This is a genomic window from Streptomyces shenzhenensis (genome assembly GCF_021462265.1).
GTDB classification, from domain to species: domain Bacteria; phylum Actinomycetota; class Actinomycetes; order Streptomycetales; family Streptomycetaceae; genus Streptomyces; species Streptomyces shenzhenensis.
Genome location: NZ_JAJONF010000061.1, coordinates 19,005 through 43,914 on the forward strand (window position 1 = coordinate 19,005; position 24,910 = coordinate 43,914).

General features: G+C 73.7%; 26 protein-coding genes and 2 pseudogenes. 10 read left to right on the forward strand and 18 right to left on the reverse strand.

Features of this window, described 5'->3' with window-relative positions:
- Positions 1-45: 45 nt before the first annotated feature.
- The 3 genes from LQ326_RS42425 to LQ326_RS42435 form a co-directional block, all read right to left on the reverse strand.
- Positions 46-810, reverse strand: a complete 765-nt coding sequence (locus LQ326_RS42425; protein WP_234544427.1) for a helix-turn-helix domain-containing protein — start codon at positions 808-810, stop codon at positions 46-48.
- A 193-nt stretch (positions 811-1,003) separates the two neighbouring features.
- Complete coding sequence (locus LQ326_RS42430) at positions 1,004-1,426, reverse strand: SH3 domain-containing protein (protein WP_234544428.1); 423 nt, start codon at positions 1,424-1,426, stop codon at positions 1,004-1,006.
- Positions 1,427-1,557: 131 nt separating this feature from the next.
- Positions 1,558-1,785: a cupin domain-containing protein gene (locus tag LQ326_RS42435; protein ID WP_234544429.1), complete on the reverse strand. Its 228-nt coding sequence runs from the start codon at positions 1,783-1,785 to the stop codon at positions 1,558-1,560.
- 44 nt (positions 1,786-1,829) lie between these two features.
- Here LQ326_RS42435 and LQ326_RS42440 point away from each other — a divergent pair.
- Positions 1,830-1,922, forward strand: a pseudogene (locus tag LQ326_RS42440) (hypothetical protein); the annotation flags it as partial.
- A 126-nt stretch (positions 1,923-2,048) separates the two neighbouring features.
- On the opposite strand, the gene LQ326_RS42445 reads toward LQ326_RS42440, so the two are convergent.
- The 3 genes from LQ326_RS42445 to LQ326_RS42455 form a co-directional block, all read right to left on the reverse strand.
- On the reverse strand, positions 2,049-2,987 hold the full coding sequence (locus tag LQ326_RS42445; RefSeq protein WP_234544430.1) for an alpha/beta hydrolase fold domain-containing protein: 939 nt from the start codon (positions 2,985-2,987) through the stop codon (positions 2,049-2,051).
- 134 nt (positions 2,988-3,121) lie between these two features.
- Entirely contained in the window at positions 3,122-4,132 is a 1,011-nt protein-coding gene (locus tag LQ326_RS42450) for a M56 family metallopeptidase (protein ID WP_234544431.1), read from the reverse strand.
- Positions 4,133-4,136: 4 nt separating this feature from the next.
- Positions 4,137-4,550 carry a BlaI/MecI/CopY family transcriptional regulator gene (locus tag LQ326_RS42455; RefSeq protein WP_234544432.1) on the reverse strand — a complete coding sequence of 138 codons (414 nt, stop codon included), beginning with the start codon at positions 4,548-4,550 and terminating at the stop codon, positions 4,137-4,139.
- Between the two features lie 194 nt (positions 4,551-4,744).
- On the opposite strand from LQ326_RS42455, the gene LQ326_RS42460 reads away from it, so the two are divergent.
- The 6 genes from LQ326_RS42460 to LQ326_RS42485 all read left to right on the forward strand — a co-directional run bounded on the left by LQ326_RS42460 (position 4,745) and on the right by LQ326_RS42485 (position 10,988).
- Positions 4,745-6,205 (forward strand): MGDG synthase family glycosyltransferase, encoded by a 1,461-nt coding sequence (locus tag LQ326_RS42460; RefSeq protein ID WP_234544433.1) that lies wholly within the window; start codon positions 4,745-4,747, stop codon positions 6,203-6,205.
- Positions 6,202-6,957, forward strand: coding sequence for a polysaccharide deacetylase family protein (locus tag LQ326_RS42465; RefSeq protein ID WP_234544434.1), 756 nt, complete (start codon positions 6,202-6,204; stop codon positions 6,955-6,957). The genes LQ326_RS42460 and LQ326_RS42465 overlap by 4 nt, the downstream gene beginning before the upstream one ends.
- Positions 6,958-7,013: 56 nt before the next feature.
- Positions 7,014-7,550, forward strand: coding sequence for a MarR family winged helix-turn-helix transcriptional regulator (locus tag LQ326_RS42470; protein ID WP_234544435.1), 537 nt, complete (start codon positions 7,014-7,016; stop codon positions 7,548-7,550).
- A 183-nt stretch (positions 7,551-7,733) separates the two neighbouring features.
- On the forward strand, positions 7,734-8,111 hold the full coding sequence (locus LQ326_RS42475) for a DoxX family protein (RefSeq protein WP_234544436.1): 378 nt from the start codon (positions 7,734-7,736) through the stop codon (positions 8,109-8,111).
- On the forward strand, positions 8,112-8,579 hold the full coding sequence (locus LQ326_RS42480; RefSeq protein WP_234544437.1) for a peroxiredoxin: 468 nt from the start codon (positions 8,112-8,114) through the stop codon (positions 8,577-8,579).
- Between the two features lie 57 nt (positions 8,580-8,636).
- The gene (locus tag LQ326_RS42485) at positions 8,637-10,988 is read left to right on the forward strand and encodes an ATP-binding SpoIIE family protein phosphatase (RefSeq protein ID WP_234544438.1); all 2,352 of its coding nucleotides are present in this window, start codon (positions 8,637-8,639) and stop codon (positions 10,986-10,988) included.
- A 26-nt stretch (positions 10,989-11,014) separates the two neighbouring features.
- Here LQ326_RS42485 and LQ326_RS42490 read toward each other — a convergent pair whose 3' ends face one another.
- From LQ326_RS42490 to LQ326_RS42525, 9 genes and pseudogenes are all read right to left on the reverse strand, one after another.
- Entirely contained in the window at positions 11,015-11,449 is a 435-nt protein-coding gene (locus tag LQ326_RS42490; protein WP_234544439.1) for a cupin domain-containing protein, read from the reverse strand.
- Between the two features lie 211 nt (positions 11,450-11,660).
- Positions 11,661-11,849 (reverse strand): annotated as a pseudogene (locus LQ326_RS48980) (non-homologous end-joining DNA ligase); the annotation flags it as partial.
- A 169-nt stretch (positions 11,850-12,018) separates the two neighbouring features.
- The gene (locus LQ326_RS42495; protein WP_234544440.1) at positions 12,019-12,594 is read right to left on the reverse strand and encodes a hypothetical protein; all 576 of its coding nucleotides are present in this window, start codon (positions 12,592-12,594) and stop codon (positions 12,019-12,021) included.
- Positions 12,591-13,985 (reverse strand): hypothetical protein, encoded by a 1,395-nt coding sequence (locus LQ326_RS42500; RefSeq protein ID WP_234544441.1) that lies wholly within the window; start codon positions 13,983-13,985, stop codon positions 12,591-12,593. The genes LQ326_RS42495 and LQ326_RS42500 overlap by 4 nt, the downstream gene beginning before the upstream one ends.
- The gene (locus LQ326_RS42505) at positions 13,982-14,791 is read right to left on the reverse strand and encodes an ABC transporter ATP-binding protein (protein WP_234544442.1); all 810 of its coding nucleotides are present in this window, start codon (positions 14,789-14,791) and stop codon (positions 13,982-13,984) included. Before LQ326_RS42505 ends, LQ326_RS42500 begins: the two co-directional genes overlap by 4 nt.
- 32 nt (positions 14,792-14,823) lie before the next feature.
- Entirely contained in the window at positions 14,824-15,642 is an 819-nt protein-coding gene (locus LQ326_RS42510; RefSeq protein ID WP_234544443.1) for a zf-HC2 domain-containing protein, read from the reverse strand.
- Positions 15,639-16,142, reverse strand: a complete 504-nt coding sequence (locus LQ326_RS42515) for an RNA polymerase sigma factor (protein WP_234544452.1) — start codon at positions 16,140-16,142, stop codon at positions 15,639-15,641. The genes LQ326_RS42510 and LQ326_RS42515 overlap by 4 nt, the downstream gene beginning before the upstream one ends.
- Before the next feature lie 389 nt (positions 16,143-16,531).
- On the reverse strand, positions 16,532-17,131 hold the full coding sequence (locus tag LQ326_RS42520; RefSeq protein WP_234544444.1) for a DNA polymerase ligase N-terminal domain-containing protein: 600 nt from the start codon (positions 17,129-17,131) through the stop codon (positions 16,532-16,534).
- 69 nt (positions 17,132-17,200) lie between these two features.
- On the reverse strand, positions 17,201-18,031 hold the full coding sequence (locus LQ326_RS42525; RefSeq protein WP_234544445.1) for an aldo/keto reductase: 831 nt from the start codon (positions 18,029-18,031) through the stop codon (positions 17,201-17,203).
- A gap of 148 nt (positions 18,032-18,179) precedes the next feature.
- Between LQ326_RS42525 and LQ326_RS42530 the strand changes: the two genes are divergently transcribed.
- A complete protein-coding gene (locus tag LQ326_RS42530) occupies positions 18,180-19,154 on the forward strand; it encodes a TauD/TfdA dioxygenase family protein (protein ID WP_234544446.1) in 975 nt (324 codons plus the stop codon).
- Between the two features lies 1 nt (position 19,155).
- Here LQ326_RS42530 and LQ326_RS42535 read toward each other — a convergent pair whose 3' ends face one another.
- The 3 genes from LQ326_RS42535 to LQ326_RS42545 form a co-directional block, all read right to left on the reverse strand.
- Positions 19,156-20,190 (reverse strand): LLM class flavin-dependent oxidoreductase, encoded by a 1,035-nt coding sequence (locus LQ326_RS42535; RefSeq protein ID WP_234544447.1) that lies wholly within the window; start codon positions 20,188-20,190, stop codon positions 19,156-19,158.
- Positions 20,191-20,278: 88 nt separating this feature from the next.
- Positions 20,279-21,781 (reverse strand): metallophosphoesterase family protein, encoded by a 1,503-nt coding sequence (locus tag LQ326_RS42540; protein WP_234544448.1) that lies wholly within the window; start codon positions 21,779-21,781, stop codon positions 20,279-20,281.
- A 189-nt stretch (positions 21,782-21,970) separates the two neighbouring features.
- Complete coding sequence (locus LQ326_RS42545) at positions 21,971-22,621, reverse strand: NADPH-dependent F420 reductase (RefSeq protein ID WP_234544449.1); 651 nt, start codon at positions 22,619-22,621, stop codon at positions 21,971-21,973.
- A gap of 428 nt (positions 22,622-23,049) precedes the next feature.
- Between LQ326_RS42545 and LQ326_RS42550 the strand changes: the two genes are divergently transcribed.
- Together LQ326_RS42550 and LQ326_RS42555 are read left to right on the forward strand one after the other, a co-directional pair.
- Positions 23,050-23,493, forward strand: coding sequence for a GNAT family N-acetyltransferase (locus tag LQ326_RS42550; protein ID WP_234544450.1), 444 nt, complete (start codon positions 23,050-23,052; stop codon positions 23,491-23,493).
- A 253-nt stretch (positions 23,494-23,746) separates the two neighbouring features.
- On the forward strand, positions 23,747-24,910 hold a 1,164-nt coding region (locus LQ326_RS42555; protein WP_372497104.1), incomplete at its 3' end, for a M4 family metallopeptidase.

Below are 24,910 nucleotides of genomic sequence, written 5' to 3' on the forward strand. Positions count from 1 at the left end.
TCGGACCGGTCCGGCGCCGCGCCCCGGCACGGGCGCGGCGCCTTCCTACTGCTCGCCGGCCGGCTCCGCCTCCAGGCCCGTGCAGGCCAGCTGCCCCTCGACCTCCGCGCACGCCTCCACGCCCCGGGGTGCCGGCACCGCGAGCATCGGGCTGGTGTAGCCGACCGAGTCCTCGGCGGGATAGCTCGCCGAGAGCACGTCCTCCCCGGCCCGGACCGAGACCTCCCGGGCGTGCGGCGCGTGCAGCCGCACCTCGGACCAGACGGTGCCGCAGGCGGGGGACCAGCGCAGCCGGACGTCGTAGGCGACACCGGTGACACGGCTCTTGGTCCGCGCGTCCCGGTCGCACGCCGACGCGTCCGGCAGCTCGCCCTGGCAGGACCGGCCGTGACAGCGCGGCGCCGCCGAGACCGGCCCCGCTCCCGGGGTTCCGCGCCGGTCCGAGACGGTCACGGCCGCCGCTGTCGCCCCGGCCACCGCGAGCAGCGTGAGCGCGGTGAGCGGCAGCCGCCACCTCCGCCTCGCCAACGGCGTGCCCGGGACCGGCTCGACGGCCGGCGGCCCCTCGGCGGCGTCGCACAGCGCCAGTACGGCCGCCGGATCGGCGCCCGCGAGCCGGGCCAGGGCCTCCACGGCCGGGCGCGGCGGTCGTTTGTCGCCGGAGAGATAGCGGTGCCAGGCGGACTTGCTGTACGGAGTGCGGGCGGCCAGCGCCGCGAGGCTCAGCCCCGTACGCTCCTTCAGCTCGCGCAGCCGCGCCGCCGGCGACGCGTCCGTTGGGGTGGTTCTCGCTCCTTCGGGGTGCGGCATGTTGCGTGCCTCGACTTCTTGCGCTATGGGCGTTTCGCCCCTGTTGTCGGGATGGTTTCCCCTCGGGGCAGGGATCGCAATCGGCGAACAGGTGTGTAGGCGGTGAATCGGGGGGCGCACGCCGAAGGCCTGTTCGGGACGCGGGGTTCCCGAACAGGCCTCGGCGGTCAGGGAGTACGGCGGTGCGGGGCCGTCAGCACCACGGGACGGCGTGGCCGACCCGGACGTAGCGGGCGGAGACGTACCCCTTGTGGTGCGGGAGCCGGTACCAGGTGTGGTTGCCGCGCACCGAGCCGCCGTAGGTCTTGCAGGTCAGCGCGACGAGCCGGTGGTTGTGGCGGTGGCTCACCACCCGGTAGCGGGTGCCCGGGCCGGAGCGGACGTTGAGCCGGACGCGGTGCGTGGTCACCCGGCCCACCGTGCGGTAGGCGTAGTGCCGGTGGTGGAGACGGTGGGCCGCCGGCGCGGGCAGGGTGGTGTAGTTGTTGAACTGCACGATTCCCTGGGGCGCGGGGACCGGGGTGGCGGCGCTCGCGGTGGCGGCCCCGGCCGTGGGCAGGAACGCGAACACCGCGACCGCGGCCAGCAGGCCGTTCTTCAGGATCCGACGGGACATGGAAACCTCCGTGCTGTCGTGCTCGTGACCACGAAGCGTGATCACGACTCGGAGCGTTTCCGTGCCGGATCGGCACCATGTCGTCCCCGCGTGCCCTGGGACGGCTGGGACGTCCCAGGGCACCCGGGGACTCAGCCCGTCCGGTCCTCCGCCGACAGGTGTCCGACCGCCTTCCCCGTGGCGGTGAAGGTCCGGGTGACGTATCCCGAGGAGTACACCCACGGGATCCGCGGCGGGGTGTCGCCGACGTTGCGGAACAGGTGGGGGACGGGGGACGGGACGCAGGTGGTGTCGAACCGCTCCAGGCGGGTCACCTCGCCGTCCGCCCACACCTCCGCCCCGCCCTCCAGGACGGCCACGTGCCCTTGGCGAGATCCACCAGGCCAGGGCGAGCGGGGCGCCCCTGCCCGGGGGCGCGGCCGCGACGGCGGACGGCACGCCGACCACCGACCCGGAACGGGCGGTCACGCCCCTGCCCCTGGGCGGCGCGAAGGGCTCCGGCGTGTCCCTCGGCTTCGAACTCCTGACCAGCGTCGTCGGCGCCCCGATCTTCGCGTCCTTCCACGCGGGCGACCGGCCACCGGCACCGGCCGGTCGCGTACGGGCAGGACGCCCCGAGCTCTCAGGCGCCCCGCTCCCGTACCTCCCGCACATGGCGCGCGATGAGCGCATAGACCTCCCGCGCCTTCACGTCGTCCTTGCCGTCGTACCCGTGGTCCGCCCCCGCCACCTCGTGGAGCTCGGCCAGTGCCCCCACGGCCTCCAGCCGTGCGGCATACCGTTCACCCTCCGCCCTGAGCAGGTCGTACGCGGCGGTGATCACCAGTGCCGGGGCGATGCCGCTCAGGTCGGCCGTGTCGGAGGGGTGGGCGGGGGAGACCAGCGGGTCGGCGCGGTTCTCCGGCTCCGGGACGTACGCGGTGTCGAACACCTCGGCCATCCAGGGCCGCAGCATCGGCCTGGCGATGGCGGCCCGCTTGTCGGTGGCGCTCGTCGCCAGGTCCAGCGGCGGGTAGTGGAGGACCTGGAGGGCGATGGAGGGGCCGCCCGCCGCCAGCGCCTGCCGGGCCACCGCCGCCGCGAGCCCGCCGCCGGCGCTCTGCCCGCCGACGGTCAGCCGGGTGCCGTCCCAGCCCTGCTCGGCCGCGTGTTCCGCCACCCAGCGGACCACCTCGTAGGCCTGGCGCGGCGGGGCCGGGAAGGGATGCTGCGGGGCGACCACGTAGTCCACGTTGACCACGGCCACCCCGGCCTCGGCGGCCAGGAACCGGCAGAGCGGGTCGTCGAGTTCGGTGAGCGACATGACGTAACCGCCGCCGTGGAAGTTGACGTGCACCGGGGGAGCGGGGGCCGCGGCGGCCGGCAGGTAGACGGTGGCGCGGGCCGGGGCGACGGACGTCGGGACGGTCAGCGTCCGCACCGTGCGCGGGAACTCGGGGAACCGGGCGTGCGCGGCGGCGTCGGAGCCCGGGCCGCTCGCGCGTCTGCTCGCGAGCAGGGTCATCCGCTGCATGGTCTTCGCGGCGAGGGCGGCGACCGGAGGGCGGGCCAGGAGGGACATACGGCTCCGATCGGGAGGGGCGTGCGCCGCGGGACGGCACCCGCCGAGCGACGGATCAATCATCAGGAATCCTGCTGATCGTCGGGTGACGATAACCCGCTCTCCGATCGTGGTGTCAAGCCCCGGGGGGGGGATCAGCGCAGGTGCCGGCCCGGCCCGTCGTGGCCGCGCGGAGGGCAGCCGCAGGGCCCATGTCCGGGCGGCGGCGACGGCAACCCCGGGTCCTTGAGTGCGGTCACGCACGCGGCGAACTGGGCACCCTCGATCATGTGCTCGCTGTCCGACGCGGCCTCGGCCAGGCTCGCGCAGGACACGGCCAGCAGCGCGGCGCCCATGACCAGCGGCAGCGTCCGCTTCGGGGGCGGCGGGGCGAGCAGGGCCCGTACCCGCTGCGGCACCGCGCCGCCGGTCGCCGCGAGCGAGTCCCCGGCCGGGGCCTTGGCCGAGGCGAGCGCCGCCCGGCCCACCGCGCGGGCGACGACCGTCCGGTCCCCGACCCGCTCCGCGGCCGCCTCGTCGGCCCAGCGCTCCAGCACGAAGCCGCCGGTCCCGGCGACCGGCCGCAGCAGGGGGCAGGCGGCGGCGGTGAGCCGCCAGGCGGTCTGGAAGAGATGATGGCGGTCGCGCAGATGGGCCCGCTCGTGCGCGAGCAGCGCCTCCCGCTCGGTGTCGCCGAGACAGCGCAGCATCCCGTGCGAGACCACGATCCGGCCCGGCGCCCCCGGGAGCGCGAAGGCGTGCGGCGACGCGTCGTCGAGCACGGCCAGCTCCAGGTCCCCGGGCAGCCGTGCGCACTCCCGGCGCGCCCAGAGCAGATGCCGTACCTGGCGTACCGCGGCGACCGCGAGGCCGGACAGGGAGGCGAGCAGGGCGACCGTCGCGACCGCGGACACGGTGAGGTACACGGGGTCGTCCGCGCGCAGCGCCGTCACCGACCAGCGGCCCTCCTCGGCGACCTCCGGGATCTGCGCGAACCCGGTGAACGCCAGCAGCGCCAGTGAACCCAGCCAGCCGAGCGCCGTCACCAGGGCGCCGCCGGCCAGCGCCCACGCCGCCGGTCCCGGCGCGAGACGCCGGGCGAGCCGGGGCGCGAGCACCGAGAGGACCACGGTGACCATGAGGGGGACGTAGACGCTGACTGCCATCGGCTCACGGTCCTTCGCCGGCGGGGCCGCCGTCGTGTTCCCCGAGCAGGCGCTGCAGCAACTGCTCGTCCTCCTGGGAGAGTTCGGAGACGAACCGGGTGAGCACGGCCTCCCGGTCGGAACCGCGTTCCAGCAGGGTGTGCATCCGCTGGGCGGTGTCGGACGCCTCGTCCCGCACCGGCGCGTACGCGTATCCCCGGCCCGCCCGGTGCCGTACCAGCGTGCCCTTGTCGTGGAGCCGGGACAGGATGGTGAGCACCGTCGTGTAGGCGAGGTCCCCGGGCAGCCGTTCCTGGACCTGCCGGGCGGTCAGCGGCCCGGAGGCGGTCCAGAGGGTGGCCAGCACGCCGCTCTCCAGCTCACCGCGCGCCCGCCGGCCGGATGCCTCGCCGGTCTCGCCGCTCCTCCGGTCGCGCACCGTTCACCGTCCTTCAACCCGTGGTCGAGGCCACAGCCTACCCACAGTGCTACCACGGCATGGAGAACCGGCCGGGCGTGCTGGATGACCTGCGCGAAAGTCACCTACTACAAGTTGTACGAGTTCTGCTACTACATGTTGTAGAGTTTCGCCGCTGCACTCCACCTGCGGAGTATCTGCGGAGGAACCCACCCATGCCCCACCTCGGAAGTACGGTGCATCTGCGCGCCCTGGCGGCCGCCGCCCTGCGTCCCCGGCCCGGCCTCGCGCCCCGGCGCGACAGGTCTGCCGAGCGCGTCGTGATCGTCTCCGCGAGCATCGGGGCGGGTCACGACGGTGCCGCGCGCGAACTGGAACGCCGGCTGACCGCGGCGGGCGTCACGGTCGACCGGTACGACCTGCTCGACCTGCTGCCCGCCCGGATCGGCCGGGCCGTCCGCGACGGCTACCACCGGATGCTCGTCCGGGCGCCGTGGGTCTACCAGCACGTCTACACCAGCACCGAACGCGCCGGAGGCGGCGGTCCGCTGGCCCGCGCGCTGCTGCGCACCGCCGAGAACCGCCTGCTCGACGCCCTCCCCGCGGACACCGGCGCCGTCGTCTCCACCTATCCCGGCGCCAGCCGCGTCCTGGGCAGGCTGCGGCTGACCGGGCGTCTGGACGTGCCGGTCTTCACGTATCTCACCGACTTCTCGGTGCACCCGCTGTGGGTGGCCGAGGGCGTGGACGTCCACCTCGCCGCCCACGCCGTACCCGCCGCGCAGGCCCGCGCCCTGGGCGCCCGGGACGTCCGGGTGGGCGGCCCGGTCACGGACCCGCGCTTCCGCCCCGCCGCCGCCGGACGCCGCCGGGCGGCCCGGGCCCGCTTCGGGCTCCCCGCGGACGCTCCGCTGGCGCTGCTGGTCGCCGGCTCCTGGGGGGTCGGCCCGGTCCGGCAGGTGGCCCTGGAACTGCGCGACCGCGGCGCGGTCGTCCCGGTCGTCGTCTGCGGCCGCAACGAGGCACTCGCGGGGCAACTGCGCGCCGACGGCATCGAGCACGCCTACGGCTGGGTCGACGACATGCCCGGCCTGATGCACGCGGCCGACGTGCTGGTGCAGAACGCGGGCGGCCTGACCTCGCTGGAGGCCTTCGCCGCCGGGCTGCCCGTCGCCAGTTACCGCTGCATACCGGGCCACGGCATCACCAACGCCGCGGCTCTCGACCAGGCCCAGGTCGCCGCCTGGATCCGCGACCCGGCCGAACTCAGGGACATCCTGAGCGACTTGATCGACGGCCCGCGCGGCCTGCTGCAACGCGAGGCGGGCCGCGCCCTGTTCGCCGCCCCCGGAGCGGGCCCCGCGGACGAGATCGCCCGCGCCTGCCGAACGATCGGCCCTCCGCCGGTCCCGCCCCGCCTCGACCCGCCGTCACCGCCGGCGGCCCCGGCCGGCGGCGCGCCCGGCCGCGCGCCGGTCCTCCGCCGGCCGCGCCCGGCCGTTCGCCGTCTCGCCGCCAGCGTCACCGCGGCCTGTGCCCTCTGGGCCGGCGCGGTCGGCACCGCCGTCGCCACGACCGGCAGCGGCCCGGGCGTCATCCACGCCATCGGCCACACCCTGGACCTCGACGACGACGCCCACCCCGGCGGCCCGCAGCAGGAGACCCACCACTCGTGACCACCCCCGCACGCCTGCTCCGCGCGGCCGCCTTCGCCGCCCTCCCGGCGCTCGCCCTGCACGCGGCGCCCGTGATCTCCACGTACGGCCCGCTGCGCAACCGTGCCATGCCCCGGCTCGCCGGCCGGGGCCGGCCCGACCACGTCGCCCTCACCTTCGACGACGGCCCGGACCCGCTGTCGACCCCGTTCTTCCTGCGGGCCCTGGACGAGCGCGGGATCCGGGCCACCTTCTTCCTGCTCGGCTGCCAGGCCCGCCGCTCGCCCGGCCTGGTCCGGGAGATCGCCGCGGCCGGTCACCAGACAGGCATCCACGGCTATCTGCACCGGCCGCTCCTGCTGCGCGGCCCCCGGGCCACCTACGACGACCTCGCCCGGGCCCGGGACACCGTCGGCGAGCTCACCGGACGGCCTCCGCGCCTGTTCCGGCCGCCGTACGGCGTGATGTCCACCGCGGCCCACCTGACCGCCCGCCGGCTGGGTCTCACCCCGGTGCTGTGGACCTGCTGGGGAGAGGACTGGACCGCCCGTGCCACCCCGGACTCCGTCCACCGCACGGTCGCCCGGGACCTGGACGGCGGCGGCACGATCCTGCTGCACGACTCCGACTGCACGTCGGCGCCGGGCGCCTGGCGCTCGGCCCTGGGGGCGCTGCCGCACCTCCTGGACGTCTGTGACCAGCGGGGTCTTGCCGTCGGGCCGCTGCGGGAACACGGAGTCCGATCCGGCGCCTGCACCCGCTCGGCACCGTGAGTGAACCTGCGCGGTAATTTACTTGAGTTACGCAACGATATGGTAAACTGGCTGGTATGTCCCCAGAACCGCTGCCAGCCGTCCCCGCCGCCACCCCGGAGGTCGTGGAGATCGAGCGTGCCCTGACGCGCATCACCTACCTGAGCACCCGCGCCCGCCAGCACGAACGGCTGATGGCGCTCGCCGGCGTCCCGCTGGACCGCGCCGCGGTGGCCCTGCTGCGCCAGGTCGCCGACTCCGAGCCGCTGCGCCCGGGGGAGCTGGCCCAGCGGCTCGGAGTCGAGGCGTCCCATGTGACGCGTACCGTGCAGCAGTTGCAGAGGTCGGGCTACGTCACCCGTGTCCCCGACCCCGCCGACCGCCGTGCCCAGCGGATCGAGCTCACCGACGCCGGCCGGGCGGCCGTCGGCCGGGTCCGGGACGCCGGGGCCCGGGGCATGCAGCTGGCCCTGAACGACTGGGAGCCCGAGCAGCTGCGGGAACTGGCCACGCTCTTCCATCGCATGGTCGACGACTTCCTGGCCTACGCGGTCGAGGACGAACCCGGCCAGGAGACCGCCGGTCCGGTGCCCTCCGCCCACCGGACGGGGTGAGGCGCCGGCGGACGCGGGACACGCCGTCGTCGACGGCCACCGGCGGTCGCCGCCGGTGTTCCGCGGCTTCAGCCGCCGCTCGGGCCCCGGTCCGGGGACCGGCACCACCTGGAGCAGGACCCCGCGGGGAAGGGGGCGTTACCGTCCGGTAATCTCTGACGGCAGGTCATCAGAGGAGGCTCAGTGGGCCGGTCCCAACGTTCACCCCTGCTGCTCGCGGGGCTGCTGGCCGCGGCCGGTGTCGCGCACTTCGCGGCGCCGAAGTCGTTCGACGCGACGGTTCCCCGGGCGCTGCCGGGATCACCGAGAGCATGGACGTACGGCAGCGGGGCCGTGGAGCTGGCGCTGGCGGCGGGGATCGCCCTGCCGCGCACCCGCGCGGTGACGGCCCGGGCGGCCGCCGCCTTCTTCGTGGGCGTGTTCCCGGCCAACGTGCAGATGGCCGTCGACTGGCACAAGCGGCCCGAGCCGCTGAGGACCGCGGCTTACGCCCGGCTGCCGCTCCAGGTGCCCCTGGTGCTGTGGGCGCGCGCAGTCGCACGTGACGAGGAGGGCCGATAGATGGCGGCACCTGTAGAGGTGGGAAGCAGGATCGAGGACTTCGCGCTGCCGGACGAGACCGGTACGACGCGGACCCTCACGGAGCTGCTGGCCGACGGGCCGGTCGTGCTGTTCTTCTATCCCGCCGCCCTGTCGCCCGGCTGCACCGCCGAGGCCTGCCACTTCCGGGACCTGGCCGCCGAGTTCGCGGCCGCCGGAGCCCGGCCCGTCGGGATCAGCGGGGACAGCGTGGAACGCCAGCAGGAGTTCTCCGGGAAGCACACGCTCGGCATGCCGCTCCTCTCCGACGCGGACGGCGCCGTCCGCGAGGTGTTCGGCGTGAAGCGGGGCTTCTCGCTCGTCCCCACCAAGCGGGCCACCTTCGTGATCGCCCAGGACCGCACCGTCCTGGAGGTCGTCCGCAGCGAACTGCGCATGAACACCCACGCCGACCGGGCGCTGGCCGCCCTCCGTGCCCACCAGGGCTGACCGGGCGGTCCGGTCCCGCGTTTGAAGCGCCGGGACACAGGTCCCATCCTGGGGCGTATGGAGCATGTCGCTGCCGCGGCGGTCATTGATGCCCTGGGCCGGTTGACGGGGTGGAGCGAGGGTGCGCGGGTGCTCACCGGACACCGGGCTGAGGAGGTCGTCGGCAAGCCCGCCGCCGACCTCCTCGCCGAGGCGGTCCCGGACGGGGTGCTGGCCGCCCGCGCCGGGACCGTCACGCTGCGCCGTGCCGACGGAGGGCGCACGGAGATCGCCCTGATTGCCTGCCCCGTCCTCGGCCCCGACGGCGAGACCACCGGCTACGTGGTCACCGCCGGCCCGCCCCGGCAGGCCGACCCCACCCTGGCCGGCCAGGTCTTCGAGCAGGCCTCCATGTCCATGTCGGTCTTCGACGTGCGCCAGCGCTACCTCCGCTCCAACGCCGAGGCCTGCCACGTCATGGGCGTCCCCGAGGAGGCACTGCTCGGCCGCTTCTTCCCGGACACCGTCGAGGAGGCCCCGGACAACGAGGGCTTCCTGAGCCATCTGCGCCAGGTCGTCGAGACCGGCCGGCCGGTCCGCTACGAGAGCTTCACCGGCGCCCCGGCCCTGAACCGGGAGCGCGCCTGGAGCATCGAGATGTGGCCCCTGCGCGACCCCGCCGGCGAGCTGACCGCCGTCGCCCTGGCCGCCTTCGACAGCACCGATCAGTACCTGGCCCGGCTCCGGCTCACCCTCCTCAACGAGGCGGCCACCTCCATCGGCACCACCCTGGACGTGGTGCGCACCGCCGAGGAACTCGTCGAACTCCTCGTCCCGCGCTACGCCGACTTCGCCGGCGTCGACCTCCTCGACTGGGTCCTCGGCGCCGAGGAGCCCCCCACCGTGCCGGAGGGCGACATCACGCTGCGCCGGGTCGCCCACGGCTCCGCGACCGAGGGCACCCCCGAGGCCGTCGTACGGCTGGGCGAGAACGAGGCGTACCCGGCGGCGTCCCCGCCGGCGCGGGCGCTGCGCGAGCGGCGGGCGGTGGTCGGCCAGGCCGGCGAGCCCGAGTTCCGCCGCTGGATCGAGGATCGCAACGCACGCTCGCCCGAGGGCCGTGTCCACCGCCAGGGCGTCCACTCCGTGATCGCCGTACCCCTGCAGGCCCGCGGCGTCCTGCTCGGCGTCGTCGTGGGCGCGCGCATGCGCCACCCCGACGACTACGCCCTTGACGACACCGTCTTCGCCGAGGAACTCGCCAGCCGCGCCGCCGTCTGCATCGACAACGCCCGCCGCTTCGCCCGCGAGCGCTCCACCGCCCTCGCCCTCCAGCACAGCCTGCTGCCCAGTGGCATGCCCGGCCAGTCCGCCGTCGAGGCGGCCCACCGCTACCTGCCCAGCGGATCGCTGGCCGGCATCGGAGGCGACTGGTTCGACGTGATCCCGCTCTCCGGCAGCCGGGTCGGCCTGGTCGTCGGCGACGTCGTCGGCCACGGCATCCGCTCCTCCGCCACCATGGGACGTCTGCGCACCGCCGTACGCACCCTCGCCGATGTGGACCTCGCCCCCGACGAACTCCTCACGCACCTCGACGACCTGGTCACCCATCTCGCCGCGGAGGGCCCCGGCGAGGAGGTCGCCGAGCTGGGCGCCACCTGCCTGTACGCCGTCTACGACCCCGTCTCCCGGCAGCTCGCCCTGGCCGCCGCCGGGCACCCGGCGCCGGCCGTGGTGCTGCCGGGCGGCGGCCGGGCCGAGCTGATCCCGATGACGGCGGGTCCGCCGCTCGGTGTCGGCGGTCTGCCCTTCGAGGCGACGGAGCTCGACATGCCCGAGGGCGCCGTCGTCGCCTTCTACACGGACGGCCTGGTCGAGGACCGCGAGCGGGACGTGGACCGCGGCACCGAGGAGATGTGCCGTGCGCTGAGCGTGCCCGCCGACTCCCTGGAGACCCTCAGCGACAACGTGCTCAAGGCCGTCCTGCCGGAACAGCCCTGCGACGACGTCGCCCTGCTGCTGGTGCGCACCCGCGCCCTGGGCGCCGACCGGGTGGCCACCTGGGACGTGCCGCCCGACCCGGCCGAGGTGGCGCGCTTCCGGCAGGCGGCCACCGAACAGCTCACGGCCTGGGGTCTGGACGAGGCCGCCTTCGTCACCGAACTCGTCGTCAGTGAACTCGTCACCAACGCGATCCGCTACGGCGAACCGCCCGTCCAGCTACGGCTGATCCGCGACCGTGCGCTGATCTGCGAGGTCTCCGACGGCAGTTCGACCTCACCGCACCTGCGCCGGGCGCACGCCTACGACGAGGGCGGCCGAGGTCTGCTCCTCGTCGCCCAGCTCACCCAGCGCTGGGGCAGCCGGCAGACGGGCAGCGGCAAGACCATCTGGGCCGAACAGCCGCTGCCCGACGGCCCGTTGCCATAAGCGGCCGGGTGGCCGGGCGAACCGGTCTACTGGAAGTCGCAGCCCGGGTTCGGCACCGACTCGGCGTACGGCGAGCCGTGCGGCAGGACGTACAGCACGTCCAGGACCACGTCGGTGTCACCGAGGTTGGCGCCCAGGTGCACATCGCCGGGGCCGGCCGGCTCGTACACCGTGCCGCCCCGGCGGTAGACGCCGTCCTCCTTGCAGTCGGAGTGGAAGTGACTGAGGGTGCCCTGCTGGACGTATCCGTAGACCGGACCGTCGTGATAGTGCCAGCCGGTGGTCTGGCCGGGCGGGACGGTGATCTCCCGCAGGACGTAGTCGGTGTCGCCGATGGTGGTCTGGCTGATCACCCTGCCGGTCACGCCGGGTCCGGCGGGGGTGGCATGGGCGGTGCCGCAGGTCAGCAGAGTGCCTGCGGCCACCGCCCCGGCCATGACGGTACGGAGCGCGGTACGCATGGGTGGGGGCCTCCTGAACCGAAGATCGAGTACCTTCGCGAACATAGGCCCCCGCGGGGCAGGCCGGGGCGGGAACGGCCCAATCCGCCTGCGCCGCCGCGGCGCCGCCGCTCACCCGTGCGCCCGTTCCCCGACCGCTGCCCGGGGACCTTGTCCTCCCGCGGTCCGGGGATCCTTGTCCTCCCGCGGTGCGGGGATCCTTGTCCTCCCGCGGTGCGGGCGACCGCGGATGCCGCGGCATCCCGTCCCTGGTCCATGCGGTGAACGCGGTCCGCGCGACGGACTCCGGCTCCGCCCCGTGCACCCGGGCTTCCCGCACCGTCGCCCCGTACGGCGGGTCCTTCCGTTCCGGACCGTCGAGCCGTTCGCGCGGCGCCGGCGGCGTCCGCCGGCCGAACCCCGTGCCGGCCTTCTCCCGCCTGTCACGGCCGCCCCCGCTCGTAGCGGCCGGGCAGCAGCGCTCCCCACCGCTCCCGGCTGCCCGCCGGTTCGGTGGACGGGGGCAGGCGCGGCCGAGGCGTCTGCGGTCGTGGCCCGACGGTCTCCCGGTCCGGGGTTTCGGGGTCCGGCTACCGCCTCGGGCCCGCGACGGCGTACGCCGTGGTGCCGGCGACCGTGATGACCAGGGCTGTCCAGGTGCCCGCCGGCGTGCCGGGAGGCAGCAGCATCCACATCGCCACCCGCATCGGCGCGCTCGTCGGGGGTGGGGCGAAGAACACCAACGACAGCCAGGCGAATGGCGGCGTCCATGCGTACTGGCCGCCCGAGAGCGCCGCGCCGAGGGCGGCCAGTCCCATCAGGCCCGCGCTGTCCCGGACGACGAACGCGGTGGTGGCCACGGACACGCCCATGGTCTGCACCGTCAGCAGCGCCGCGGCGACGGCCGCGCCGGCGAGCAGCACGTGCGCCGCTCTGCGGGGCATCCAGCGGATCGCGGCCGTCCGGTCCAGGGCGAGGTCCTGCCCGCCGAGCCCGGTCGAGACCGCCATCGCCCCAGTGGTGAGGACGAGCACGGCCAGATGCGGATCACCGGGTCCCGCGCTTCCGTCCCGGGTGAGCGCCCACACCGCCACCGCGCCGATCAGCATCGCGGCGAGCGACGCGGGTACCTGACGCGAACGCGCGTACAACGTCAGCCATCTCACCGGGACGCACCGCCGGACAGTACCTCGAACGGGTCGCCCTCGCAGGAGAACGCGGCGGCGCGCATCGCGTTGATCCGCGAGAGCTGCCCGGCCCGTGGAAGCGCCTTGAGTTCCTTCCACACCGGGCGGGTCTCGGCTTCGACCTCGCCGCGCATACGTGCCGACAGGCCGCCGAGCGGTTTGAGGTCCCCGAGGACCCAGCCCAACGCGACGGTCTGCGCGTATTCGTCTCCCCCGAAGCCGCTCCAGCCGACGGGGGTGCACCCGGGCACCATGCCTTTGGCGATCAGGGCCCAGGTCAGCTCCTCGCCCTTCGCGGTGGCGATGATGTCGTCGTCGAAGCCGAAGAGCACGGTCCCGCGGGACCACCGCGGCGTGGAGCCGTCGGGCAGTACGGCGGTGTTCTCCCGGACCGAGTCCGGCGCCTGATCACCGAGGGCATCGTGCAGCAGTCGCAGCGCCTCCTTACCGGGACCCGCGAGGTCCGCGAGTCGTGCCTGCTGCGTCCTCGTCACGCACACCGGGCCGTCGCACACCAGCTCCGCGGCGGCCTTGTCGACGACGTACATCCGGCGCGCGTCGGCGGGGAGGACGAGCAGCGCGATCGTCGCACCCGCCAGGACGGGCGTCAGGGCGGTCAGCCGGGCGCGCGGGGTCGCGGCGACGAGCAGTGCGAAGCCGGTCGCGGCCATGCCGAGCAGCCAGATCGTCTGCCCGACGTGCACGGGGGCGGAGACCGTGACGAACGCCTCGCGCACGTCTTCCAGCGTCGGTGACAGCAGTGAGACCCGGTTCGGCTCCGTGCTCGGCAACCCGTCCGTCGTGCCCGTCTCCGTCCGGCCCAGCGTCATGTGCATGAGGGCTGTGAACACGAAGGCGCCCATGGCCAGCGCGGGTGGGGTGAGCGGCGACGGCAGGGCCCTCGCGGCCCCCATGCCCAGCACGGCCCCCGCGACGAGGAAGAGCACCCCCACCAGCGAGATGGGCAGCCACCCGAGGTGCGGGTACTCGGTGTGGGCGAGCACCTGGACCCCGCCCACGAGGACGAGGAGCGCGAAGGCCGAGGCCAGCGTGATCGCCGTCGCGCCCGCCAGGGTGGCCGCGCGGTGCCGGGCGGGCCGCGGGGTGCTCGTCAGCAGCTCGGACATCTTCGAGCGGTGGTCGCGCAGTCCCTGCAGCGCCCCGAGCCCGATGGCGAGCGGCCAGAGGTAGAACAGCAGGGAGCGGGTCTTCATGGCCAGTGGTGTCCACTGGGCCGTCCACGCCGTGGTGCCACTCCGCCAGGCGCCGCCCGGCATGTACAGGAACGTCAGCGCCAGTACCAGGACCAGGATGCCGGCCCACGGGGCGACCGAACGCCTCAACTCGATACGCAGAACGCGGCCGTTCACCAAGTCCCCCTTCCCTGCTCGGGGTTGAGCAGCAGGGCCGAGTAGCCGCGTTCCAGCGGGCTGTCACCCACGTGTTCCGGACCGCCCGCCGAGGCCAGTTCGTCCGGAGGGCCCTTGAAGACCAGCCGCCCCTCGGCGAAGAGCACCACGTCGGTGCAGGCGGCGGCGACGTCCTCCACCAGATGGGTCGAGACGAGCACGCAGGTGTCCGTACCCAATTCCTGCAGCAGTTCGCGGAAGCGCAGCCGCTGCGCCGGGTCCAGGCCGACCGTCGGCTCGTCGAGGAGCAGGATCGTGGGGTCGTTGACGATGGCCTGGGCAATACCGACCCTGCGCACCATGCCGCCCGACAGGGCCTTCATCCTCTCGTCGGCGCGGTCCGCCAGACCCACCCGCTCCACGGCGCGCTGCACCGCCGCGGGGATGCTCGCTTTGGGCACCTCCTTCAGCCACGCCATGTATTCGACGAACTCGCGCACCGTGAAGCGCTTGTAGTAGCCGAACTCCTGCGGCAGATAGCCGATTCGGCGGCGCACCGCACGGTGCTCGCCCAGGCCGCCCACGGACTCGCCGAGCAGTTCCAGGCTGCCCTCGGTGGGGCGCAGCACGGTGGCCAGGGTCCGGATGAGGGTGGTCTTGCCCGCCCCGTTGGGGCCGAGGAGTCCGTGGACGCCGATGCCCAGCGAGAGGTCGAGGCCGTCGACGGCCATCCGCTTCTTGCCGACCTTGACCTTCAGCCCGGTGGCGTGGATCTCCCAGGCGTAGGCCGTCGGCGCGATGTCGGCCGCGCTCACGGCGGACGTCATGTGGCGTTCCTTTCCCGTGTTCTTTCCGATGGTCATCGATGAGCTCCCAGCACGGTGTACGCGTCTCTGCGGGCGATCACGACACCGAGACCGAGCGCGAGGATCAGCCCCCACGCGGGCAGCCCGCTCGTCTGCAGGGCGAAGGTCGTACGGCTGGTGGCCACGGTCGGCGCCACGACCACACCGGCCCACACAGCGGCCAGCACGAAGGCGGCGCGGGTCACACCGACGACACCGCCGAGCGCCAGGGTCGCCGAGGTGAAGGCCAGACAGGGCAGCAACCACTGCACGACCATCACTCCCGTCGCCCAGCCGCCCACCAGCAGCGCGGGGACCACCACACCGAGCACGGACGCGGTGCGCCGCAGTACCAGGTAGAGCCCGGCCCTGGGCACCGAGGCCGTCAGCTCGTACGCCGGGTCCAGACCGCGCGACCAGGACGCCGCGACGCCGAGCACGGGCAGGACCGGCGCGAGCAGCAGCACCAACGACACCTCACCGGAGCCGGTGTAGGCCAGGTCGAGCAGCAGGGTCAGCAGCGTCATGCCCACGGCCATGGCCAGCCACGGCACCATCGTGGGGGTCATCCACCTCGACACCCGCGCCGACCAGCGCCGCCGGCGCGGCATCGTGGCAGTGACCGCGAGCCGGGGTTCGAGGCCGGACCACACGGTGTCGACGAGCGACGCCACGGCGGGCACCCCGGCACGGACAGCGGCAGACAACCGGTCACGGCACCCCCCGCACGTCTCCAGATGCGCCTCCACGGCCCACACCTCGTCGGCGGAGAGGTCCGCGCCGCCGCGCACGTATCCCTCGATGATCCGCTTCGACGCGTGTTCGACACTCATGTCAGCGCCCTCCGCATCTCGATACGGGCCCGGCGGGCACGGGTCTTGACCGTGCCCTCGGGCAGCCCGAGCAGGACCGCGGTCTCCCGGACGGACAGCCCGTCGAGCACCATTGCCTGCAGTACCTGTCTCAATTCCGGCGCGAGGCACCGCAGCGCGTCCCCGACGTCACCGCCGACGGTCTCCGCGAGCGCCAACTCCTCGGCGGCGGGTACCACGTCGGGCGGAGCGGCGGCCGGCGGCGGCTCCGCGTGGTGAGCCCTGCGCCGGAACGCGTCGACCAGGCGGCGCGCCGCGATGGTCCACAGCCAGCCGGTGGCCGTCCCCCCGACAGCGGTCCCGGCGAACGCGCCTGCCGCGCGCCACACCGCCAGGTAGGTCTCCTGCATGACCTCCGCGACGATCTGCTCGTCCACACACCGGCGGCGCAGCCGCACCGCCATCCACGGCGACGTACGCCGGTACAGCTCCTCGAACGCGGCACGGTCGCCCTTGGCCACCAGCCGGACGAGGCGCTCCTCGTCCACCTCGTGCAGCGCTGCTCTGACTGATCTCACACCTGCTAGACGCCCGGCCCGGACAACAGGTTTTCCCATCGCTATGATCCACGTCACACGGCGAGGCTCGCTGTCGAGGGCCGACCGGATCGCCGACGTCGTGAAGGCCTGGCGGTGCCCGGGGCGTTCACCGACGCCGTGCACCTGGGAAACCTCACCGGCGGAGTCGTACTGATCGCCATGGCCGTGCCCGCGGCACCGTTCGTCCCCCAGAAGGCTCACGGTCCCCGGACATCCGCCGAAGTGTGAGCGGTACGTCGGGCAACCGGTGCTGGTCTCCGAGCGCAACCGTCAGCACCGGACAGCCGGCCGCCGGCGCCGGGCACCGCCCGTCACCCCTCGCCCGCCGCGACCTGGGCGAGGGTCCGGCCGGAGTGCACCGAACGGGCCCGCCGGGGGTCGGGCGTGCCGTGCCCGGCCGAGCGCCCGGCTCCCTTCTTCACCAGCAGCCAGGCGTCGTCCCCGGCACTGCCCCGGAACCGGGTCAGCGCGTACTCGCCGTGCAGCTTGGAGCCGTGCAGCCGGAAGGTGGCATGACCGCGCTCCAGCGACTCCCCGAAGCCGACCGGGCGGCCCCGGCGGTCGTGGCTGAGAGGCTCGTACCAGCCGTGGTCCCAGACGATCACGGTGCCACCGCCGTACTCGCCCTTCGGGATCACCCCCTCGAAGTCCTCGTACTCCAGGGGATGGTCCTCGGTCGGCACGGCCAGCCGCTTGTCCCCGGGGTCGGCGGACGGGCCCTTCGGGATCGACCAGGACTTCAGGACGTCGCCGACCTGCAGCCGGAAGTCGAAGTGCATCCGGCGCGCGTCATGGATCTGCACCACGAACCGGAGCCGGTCACCGGCCGCCCCCGCCCGCCCCGACGGCTCCCTGGTCCGCTCGAAGTCACGTTTGTCTCGGTACGTACGCAACCGGTCGTCGCTGCTCACCACGGCTCCTTCCCTCGCACGTGCGCCCCGGGTACCCGGCAAGGCTCCGCCCGACCGGCCCGCGGCGGCTCAGAACTCCTCGTGACGGTCCGGGTCGCCGCCCAGCCGCCGACGGGAGCGCCCGGAGACCGCCGCCATCTGGGCGGCGTCCAGTTCGAAACCGAACAGGTCCAGGTTGGCGCGCCGGCGTTCGGGGTCCGCCGACTTCGGAATGGGCAGCGCACCGAGCTGCACGTGCCAGCGCAGCACCGCCTGGGCGGGCGTCACCCCGTGCGCCTCGGCGACCGCGACGACCGCCGGGTCGTCGAGCAGACGGACGTCCCGGCCGAGCGGGCTCCAGCTCTCGGTGACGATGCCCTTCTCCGCGTGGAAGGCCCGCAGCTCCTCCTGCGGGAACAGCGGATGCAGCTCGACCTGGTTCACGGCGGGCAGCACCCCGGTCTCCTTCTCCAGCCGGGTGAGGTGCTCCTCGGTGAAGTTGGAGACGCCGATCGAGCGCACCACACCGTCCTCACGGAGCTTGATCATCGCCTTCCACGAGTCGACGTACTTTCCGACCCGGGGGTTGGGCCAGTGGATCAGATACAGGTCCGCGTACTCCACGCCCAGCCGCCGCCGGGACTCCTCGAAGGAGGCGAGGGTCTCCTCGTAGCCGTGGTGGCGGCCCGGCAGCTTCGTCGTCAGCACCACCTCCTCGCGGGGCACGCCGCTGCCCGCGACACCCCGGCCGACCCCGGACTCGTTGCGGTAGTTCACCGCCGTGTCCACGAGCCGGTACCCGAGTTCCAGCGCGTGGCGAACGGCCTGCTCGGCCTGCGTGTCGTCCATCGGCCAGGTGCCGAGTCCGGTGGCGGGGACCGTCGTCCCGTCGTTGAGCGTGTATGCCGGAATGCTGCTCACGATGTGACCTTCCCTCGACTGTGTCGTAGTCCCGGCCTCGCGGACCGGGCGGGCGATGATCGACCTGGCCCGGGCGCTGCCTTCCGCGCCGCGGGCCGGGCTGTCACGATCTTCCCTGGACGGGTACCGACGACCACTCGGAGTACGCATGACGACGGACCGGGGTACGGCAGCACGGGCGAGGAGCGCCGCCGGGGTCGAGGTGAGACCCGTCGCCGGGCACATCGGGGCGGAGATCACCGGCGTCGACCTCACCGGGGGACTCGACGACGCCGTGGTCGCCCTGATCCGGGAGGCCGTGCTGCGCTGGAAGGTCGTGTTCTTCCGGGACCAGCGCCTGGACCACGCCGGGCACGTCGCCTTCGCCCGCCGCTTCGGCGAACCGGTCGTGCCGGGCCGGCGCGGCAGCGCCTCACCGGCCGGCTTCCCCGAGGTGGAGACCACCGCCGACCGGCTGGAGCTGGGCGGCCGGTTCGGGATGGAGCACGAGGAGTGGCTCCGGCGACGCCGGCACACCCTGCTGCGCGGCTGGCACTGCGACCACGGGGCCCGGATCGACCCGCCCGCCGCGACCATCCTGCGCGCCGAGACCGTCCCGCCGTACGGCGGCGACACCACCTGGTCCAACCTGGCCGCCGCCTACGCCGGGCTCTCCGCGCCCGTGCGCGCCTTCGTCGACGGCCTGCGCGCCGAGCACCGCCTCGGCGTCGGCTACCAGCCCCGCCCCGGCGACGACTCCTACCTGCGCCACCTGCTGGACCACCAGGTGGCCTCGGTGCACCCGCTGGTGCGCGTCCACCCCGAGAGCGGGGAGCGGGTCCTGTACGTCAACGGCTACTACGTCGAGCAGATCGCCGGTGTCTCCCGCCCGGAGAGCGCCGCGCTCCTGGAGATGCTGCTCGAACAGGCGGTACGGCCCGAGTACACGGTCCGCTTCCGCTGGGAGCCGGGCAGCGTCGCCTTCTGGGACAACCGGGCCACCATCCACCTCGCGCCCGGCGACAACGCCCACCTCGGCTTCACCCGCGTCATGCACCGGGTGATGCTGCACGGCGAGGTGCCGGTCGGCGTGGACGGCGAGCCGTCACAGCCGGTCACCGGCACTCAGGTGCGCCGCTGGTGACTCAGGCGGCGGACCCCGGCCGCCAGCCGAGCGCCGGGCCCAGGCGGGTCGCCATGTCCGTGAGGATCTGGACGTAGTCCTCGTGCTCGAACGTGAACGGCAGCGCGAACGCCACCTCGTCGGCCTCGCGGAACCCGGCGTGCGCGTGCAGCCGCTCGACGATCTCCGCCGACGTGCCGACGATGTCCGGCGCGAACAGCAGCCGCGCCGGGCCCTGCGGAGTCGTGGTGCGGGGCAGCCGCTCGGCCGCGTACGCCTCGTACTTGGCGCGCTGCTCCGGTGTGGCGGAGTCGGTGGGGATGACGACCAGGCCCTGGGAGACCCGGGCCGCCTCACCGTCCGGGTGACGGCTGCGGAACTCGCGGATGTGCGAGAGCTGGATCGCCGCGAAGTCGTACCCGTCCGCCGGGTCCCCGGCCCGTACGACGCTGCTGGTCAGGAAGTTCATGCCGTGCTCGCCCGCCCAGCGCGCCGAGCCGAGACTGCCGCCGCCGTACCAGAGCCGTCGCCCGAGACCGGGGGACTGCGGCTGGACCACATCCGAGAACACCTCGAAGCCCTCCACTCCGCTGAAGCCGGTGACCGGCCTGCCCCGGACGAAGTCCAGGAGCCGGCGCACCCGCTCGTAGCCGAAGTCCTCGGCATCCGCCGTGTCCGGGTAGAGGGCCTCCCTGACCTGCTCGTAGTGCATGGGCGGCCCCACGCTCACACCGGGGTTGAGACGGCCGCCGGACAGGAGGTCGACGGTCGCCAGGTCCTCGGCGAGCCGCAGCGGGTTCTCCCAGCCCAGCGGGATCACCGCGGTGCCGAGCTCGATCCGGCTGGTGCGCTGGGAGGCCGCAGCCAGGACGGCGACCGGGGACGATATGCCGTACTGGAGGTGCCGGTGGCGCACCCACGCGCTGTCGAAGCCCAGTCGCTCGCCCAGCTCGATGATCTCCAGAGTGGACTCGTGGCCCCGGGCCGGATCCGCCCCGTCGAACAGGCCGATGGTGAGGAAGCCCAGTCTGCGCAGGGGGCGGGGGGTGGACGGCACGGGTCCTCCAGCGGTCGTACGTCAGTTCTGCCCCGATTGTGGCACCCGGACATTGCGGAAATGTGATCAGTTCCGGATCAGGTCCGGATCAGGTCAGAGGGATGACGATCTCGTCCTCGACCGGCGGGTCCAGCTCCTGCGGGCGGTTCCCGGTGGCGGCGAAACAGCGCAGCCGTATCGCCTCCGGACTGACGTCCAGGCGCAGGAAGCACTTGAAGAAGGGCGGGCTGTAGGTGGCCGAGCCCGGGGAGAACAGCTGGGTGTAGACCTTCTTCACGGGCAGCCGGAAGCGGGCGCCGCGGTCCGGGCGGCTGCCGGCGCCCAGCAGCGTCGCGACCAGGCGGGTGCGGCGGGTGACCCGGGTGTCCGGGGCGGGCGTACGGCCGGGCCTGATGCCGAGGCGCTCGGCGATCACGGCGGTCGCCTCCGCCTCGGTGAGGGTGAGCAGGCGGGGCAGCCGCAGCCGCCGGCCGTACAGCCGGCTGTAGAAGGCGAGGGAGTCGCCGCGCAGCGGGTAGCAGCGGAAGTCGTCCTCGGTGACGTTCGCGACCGCCACCGGGGGGATGGTGTGGGTGGCGTGCATGAAGGCACCGCCGCCGCCCGCGACCACGTACTGGATGGTGCGGCCGGCCACGTCGACGGGGTAGCGCTGGTAGTTGTGGATGTCGCCGCCGATGGCCGCCACGTAGTGGTGGGCCGGGTCGCGGACGATGTCGTCGACCGTGCCGCCGCCCTCGACGGGGCACGGGTGGTGCTCGCCGTCCACGTACAGCGGGGAGCCGGTGACGAGGATCTTCGGACGCGGCCCCCGGGAGATCTCGCGCAGCCAGGCGCCCTGTTCGGCGTCGACGGTGCCGAGCAGACCGGTGTCGATGCCGACGATCCGGACCGGACCGGCGTCGATGGCCCAGTAGGGTCCCGGCTGTACGGCCGTCTGCTCCTGCGCCGAGCGTGCCTTCCTTGCCTCGGCGAGGAGTTGCTCGTCCGCCGGACGCGGGCGGTGCCAGAGCAGGGCGCGCCACCAGGCGCGGGTGAGGAGGCGCGGCCTCGGCCCGGCCGGGAGCGGCGCGGCGTCGTCGCAGAAGACGCGCATGAAGGCGCCGAGGTCCTCGTACCAGTCGTGGTTGCCGGGTATCGCGTAGATCGGCGCCGGATAGTCCCGGTACGGCCGGAAGAACTTGGCGCCGTAGTCGTCGGCGGCCCCGACCGGATAGATCACGTCGCTCGCGATCACCGCGAAGTCGGTGTCCTGACCGGCCTTCAGAAAGCCCGGCACGACCGCGTACTGGGAGTCGTCCCCCTCACCGGTGTCGCCGATCACCATGAACGAGAACCGGTCCGCCTCATGACGCCGGATCACCTTGTCGGCGGGGGCTCCGGCGGCCGCCCGCTGCGCCACCCAGCGGCTGCGGGTACGGCCCGTCGGGTCGCCGAACCAGGACGCCAGCACCCCGTTGCGGGCGGCCCACATGGTCCTCGGGTTGAACCAGAACAGCTTCTCGACGTGGTCCGGCATCAGCCGGCGATAGGCGCCGGGCTCGGCCTCGCCCCAGCCGGCGCCTTCTGCGGTTTCGCGTGAGGAGTGAGACACGCGCGAACCGTACAACGATCAACGGACGGCTGTGGCACGGGGGTTCGGTCCGGACCGTCACCACGCGCGGGGGGCCGTGAAGGCGCCGCCCGGTGCCGGGCGGCCGTCACCGCTTCGAGGTGGGCGCGCGCCGGGCCGGCCCGGTGGGCACCGGGACCTCGGCTGTCACTCGGGCGCCGCGGGCGGGACTCAGGGAGGGACGATCTTGATGGCGCTCATCCAGCCGTGGCCCCCGGGCCGCGTCTGCAGGGCCATGTGCAGCAGCTGGATCCCCTCCAGCTCCCGGGCGTGACGCAGTCCGCCGACGATCACCGGGTTGAGTCCGCCGGAGGAGACCAGTTCGGCCACCTGGTCGCGGGCCGCCGCGTTGTCGCCGGCGATGAACACGTCCAGCGGCAGCCCGCCCACCTCACCCGCGACCAGCGAGCCCGCGAACGTGGTGTTGAAGGCCTTCACCACGTGCGTGCCCGGGGCGGCCGCCTCGGCGAGCTGCTGGGCAGCGGAGCTGTCCGCGGGCACCGTGAGCGAGTCGAGGGTCGAGAAGTCCACCGGGTTGGAGATGTCGACGACGGTCTTCCCGGCGAGCTGGTCCCCGTACTCGGTCACGACCTGCTTGGCCGCGTCGAACGGTACGGCCAGCACCACCACGTCCGCCGCCCCGACCGCGTCCGGTACGGCCGGTGCCACGTCCGCCTCCGGTGTCCGCTCGCGCAGTGCGTCGGCGAGCCTGGTGGCCTTCGCGGGATCCGTGCCGATCAGCCGGACCGTGTGGCCGCCCGCCAGGGCCCGGGTGGCGATGCCGCCCGCCATGTTGCCTGTGCCGACGATGAAGACCCGCATGGGTGAGCCCCTTCCGTGGGGTGGGAGCTGCCGCCGGTCCGTCCACGCATGCGGCACTTCCACACTCCGCCCGAACCAGGATAGATCGGTCAGCTCGCCGCGGCTCGGGCTCGTGACCCACGGTGACCATCGCGGCGGGGCGCGGCCTTCTCCTCGGTGAGGTCGGCACACGTCCTCGTCTCTTCGGCGCCCCGTCGTCTCTTCCCCGGCCTCGGATCCCCGGCGGGGCGGCGGCGCACGGCCGCGGCCATCTCGGGGGCCGGTGACTCGCGCTTCCCGCGGACCCCGCCCTCCCGGGTCGCCGAGGCGGGCCGTGGGCCGGTGCCCGACGCCCGTCGGGACCGGGTGTGGGCGGCGGCTCAGCGGCCGGGGCCGGGTGGCCCGCCCCGGTCGCTCGGCGGCCGGTCGCGGCGGATAGCGTGGCGATCATGGCGGACTGGAGGATGCGGCCGTCGTCGGACGCGGACGTCGAGGCGGTGGCCGAACTGCGTGCCGCGGTGCTGCGGGACGACCTGGAGCGGCTCGGGCGGTACGACGAGCGGCGGGTCCGGCAGCGGCTGCGGGACGGGTTCGACGCGGCCCACACCTGGGTGATCGAGGTGGGCGGTGCCTTCGCCGGCTGTGTGGCACTGCGGACGGCCGGGGACACCCGGTGGCTGGAGCACTTCTACCTGGCCCCGCACGCCCAGGGCGCCGGCATCGGCTCGGCCGTGCTGCGTGAACTGCTGGAGCGGTGCGACCGCGACGGCGTGCCCGTCCGGCTGAACGTCCTGCGCGGCAGCGCGGCGCGGCGGCTGTACGAGCGGCACGGATTCCTGGCCGAGAGCGAGGATCCGGTGGACGTGTTCATGGTGCGCCGGCCGGCTCCCTGAACGGCGTCGGGCCGACCCCTCGCCCTGTATAGGGAAAACCCTTGACTGGCCCCGGCGTGACTGACATGCGCGGGTCAAATCTGGAATCCTCGCTCAGCAACACGCTCTCTCCCTGGCGTGTCCCCGGGGCACGTGCCACGCACCCCGGTCCCGGAATCCCGGTCCCCGCACAGCTCAGCTCGCCCGGGCAGCACACCCGTCTGCCCGGTCTGTCACCGGCCGCGACCCGGCGGCCGCAGCAGGAGGAGTACGAGTGAGACGTCTTCCCCACAGACGCGCCACGGTAGGAGCCGCCCTGGTCTCCACCGCGGCGTTCCTCGCCGTCGGCATCCAGTCGATCCCGGCGAACGCCCAGCCCGCCGCGCCCCACCCCAGCCCCGTGCGCACCGGCGGCCTGGAGTCCAAGCTCACCCCCGCCCAGCACACCGCGCTGCTCAAGAGCGCCCAGCAGAAGACCACCGCGACCGCCCGCACCATCGGCCTCGGCGCCAAGGAGAAGCTGGTCGTCAGGGATGTCGTCAAGGACAACGACGGCACCGTGCACACCCGTTACGAGCGCACCTACGCCGGTCTGCCGGTCCTCGGCGGGGACCTGGTCGTGCACACCCCGCCCGCCTCGCTGGCGGCCGGCACCGTGAGCACGACCTTCAACAACAAGCACACCATCACGGTCCCCACGGTCACCGCGGCCTACAGCAAGTCCGCCGCCCAGACCAAGGCGCTCAAGACCGCCAAGGCCCTCGACGCGCGGCAGCCCACCGCCGACAGCGCCCGCAAGGTGATCTGGGCCGGCAGCGGCACCCCGAGGCTCGCCTGGGAGAGCGTGATCGGCGGCTTCCAGGACGACGGCACGCCCAGCAGGCTGCACGTCGTCACGGACGCCACCACCGGCAAGGAGCTCTACCGCTACCAGGCCGTCCAGACGGGCACCGGCAACACCCAGTACAGCGGCACGGTCACCCTGAACACCACGCTGTCGGGTTCGACGTACCAGCTGTACGACACCACGCGCGGCGGCCACAAGACCTACAACCTCAACAACGGCACGTCGGGCACCGGCACCCTGATGACCGACTCCGACGACGTCTGGGGCACCGGAGCCGGCTCCAACACCCAGACCGCCGGCGCCGACGCGGCCTACGGCGCCCAGATGACCTGGGACTTCTACAAGAACACCTTCGGGCGCAGCGGCATCAAGAACGACGGCGTCGCCGCCTACTCCCGTGTCCACTACAGCAGCAGCTACGTCAACGCCTTCTGGGACGACAGCTGCTTCTGCATGACCTACGGCGACGGCTCCGGCGGCACCCACGCCCTGACCTCGCTCGACGTGGCCGGCCACGAGATGAGCCACGGCGTCACCTCGAACACCGCCGGGCTCAACTACACCGGTGAGTCCGGCGGGTTGAACGAGGCG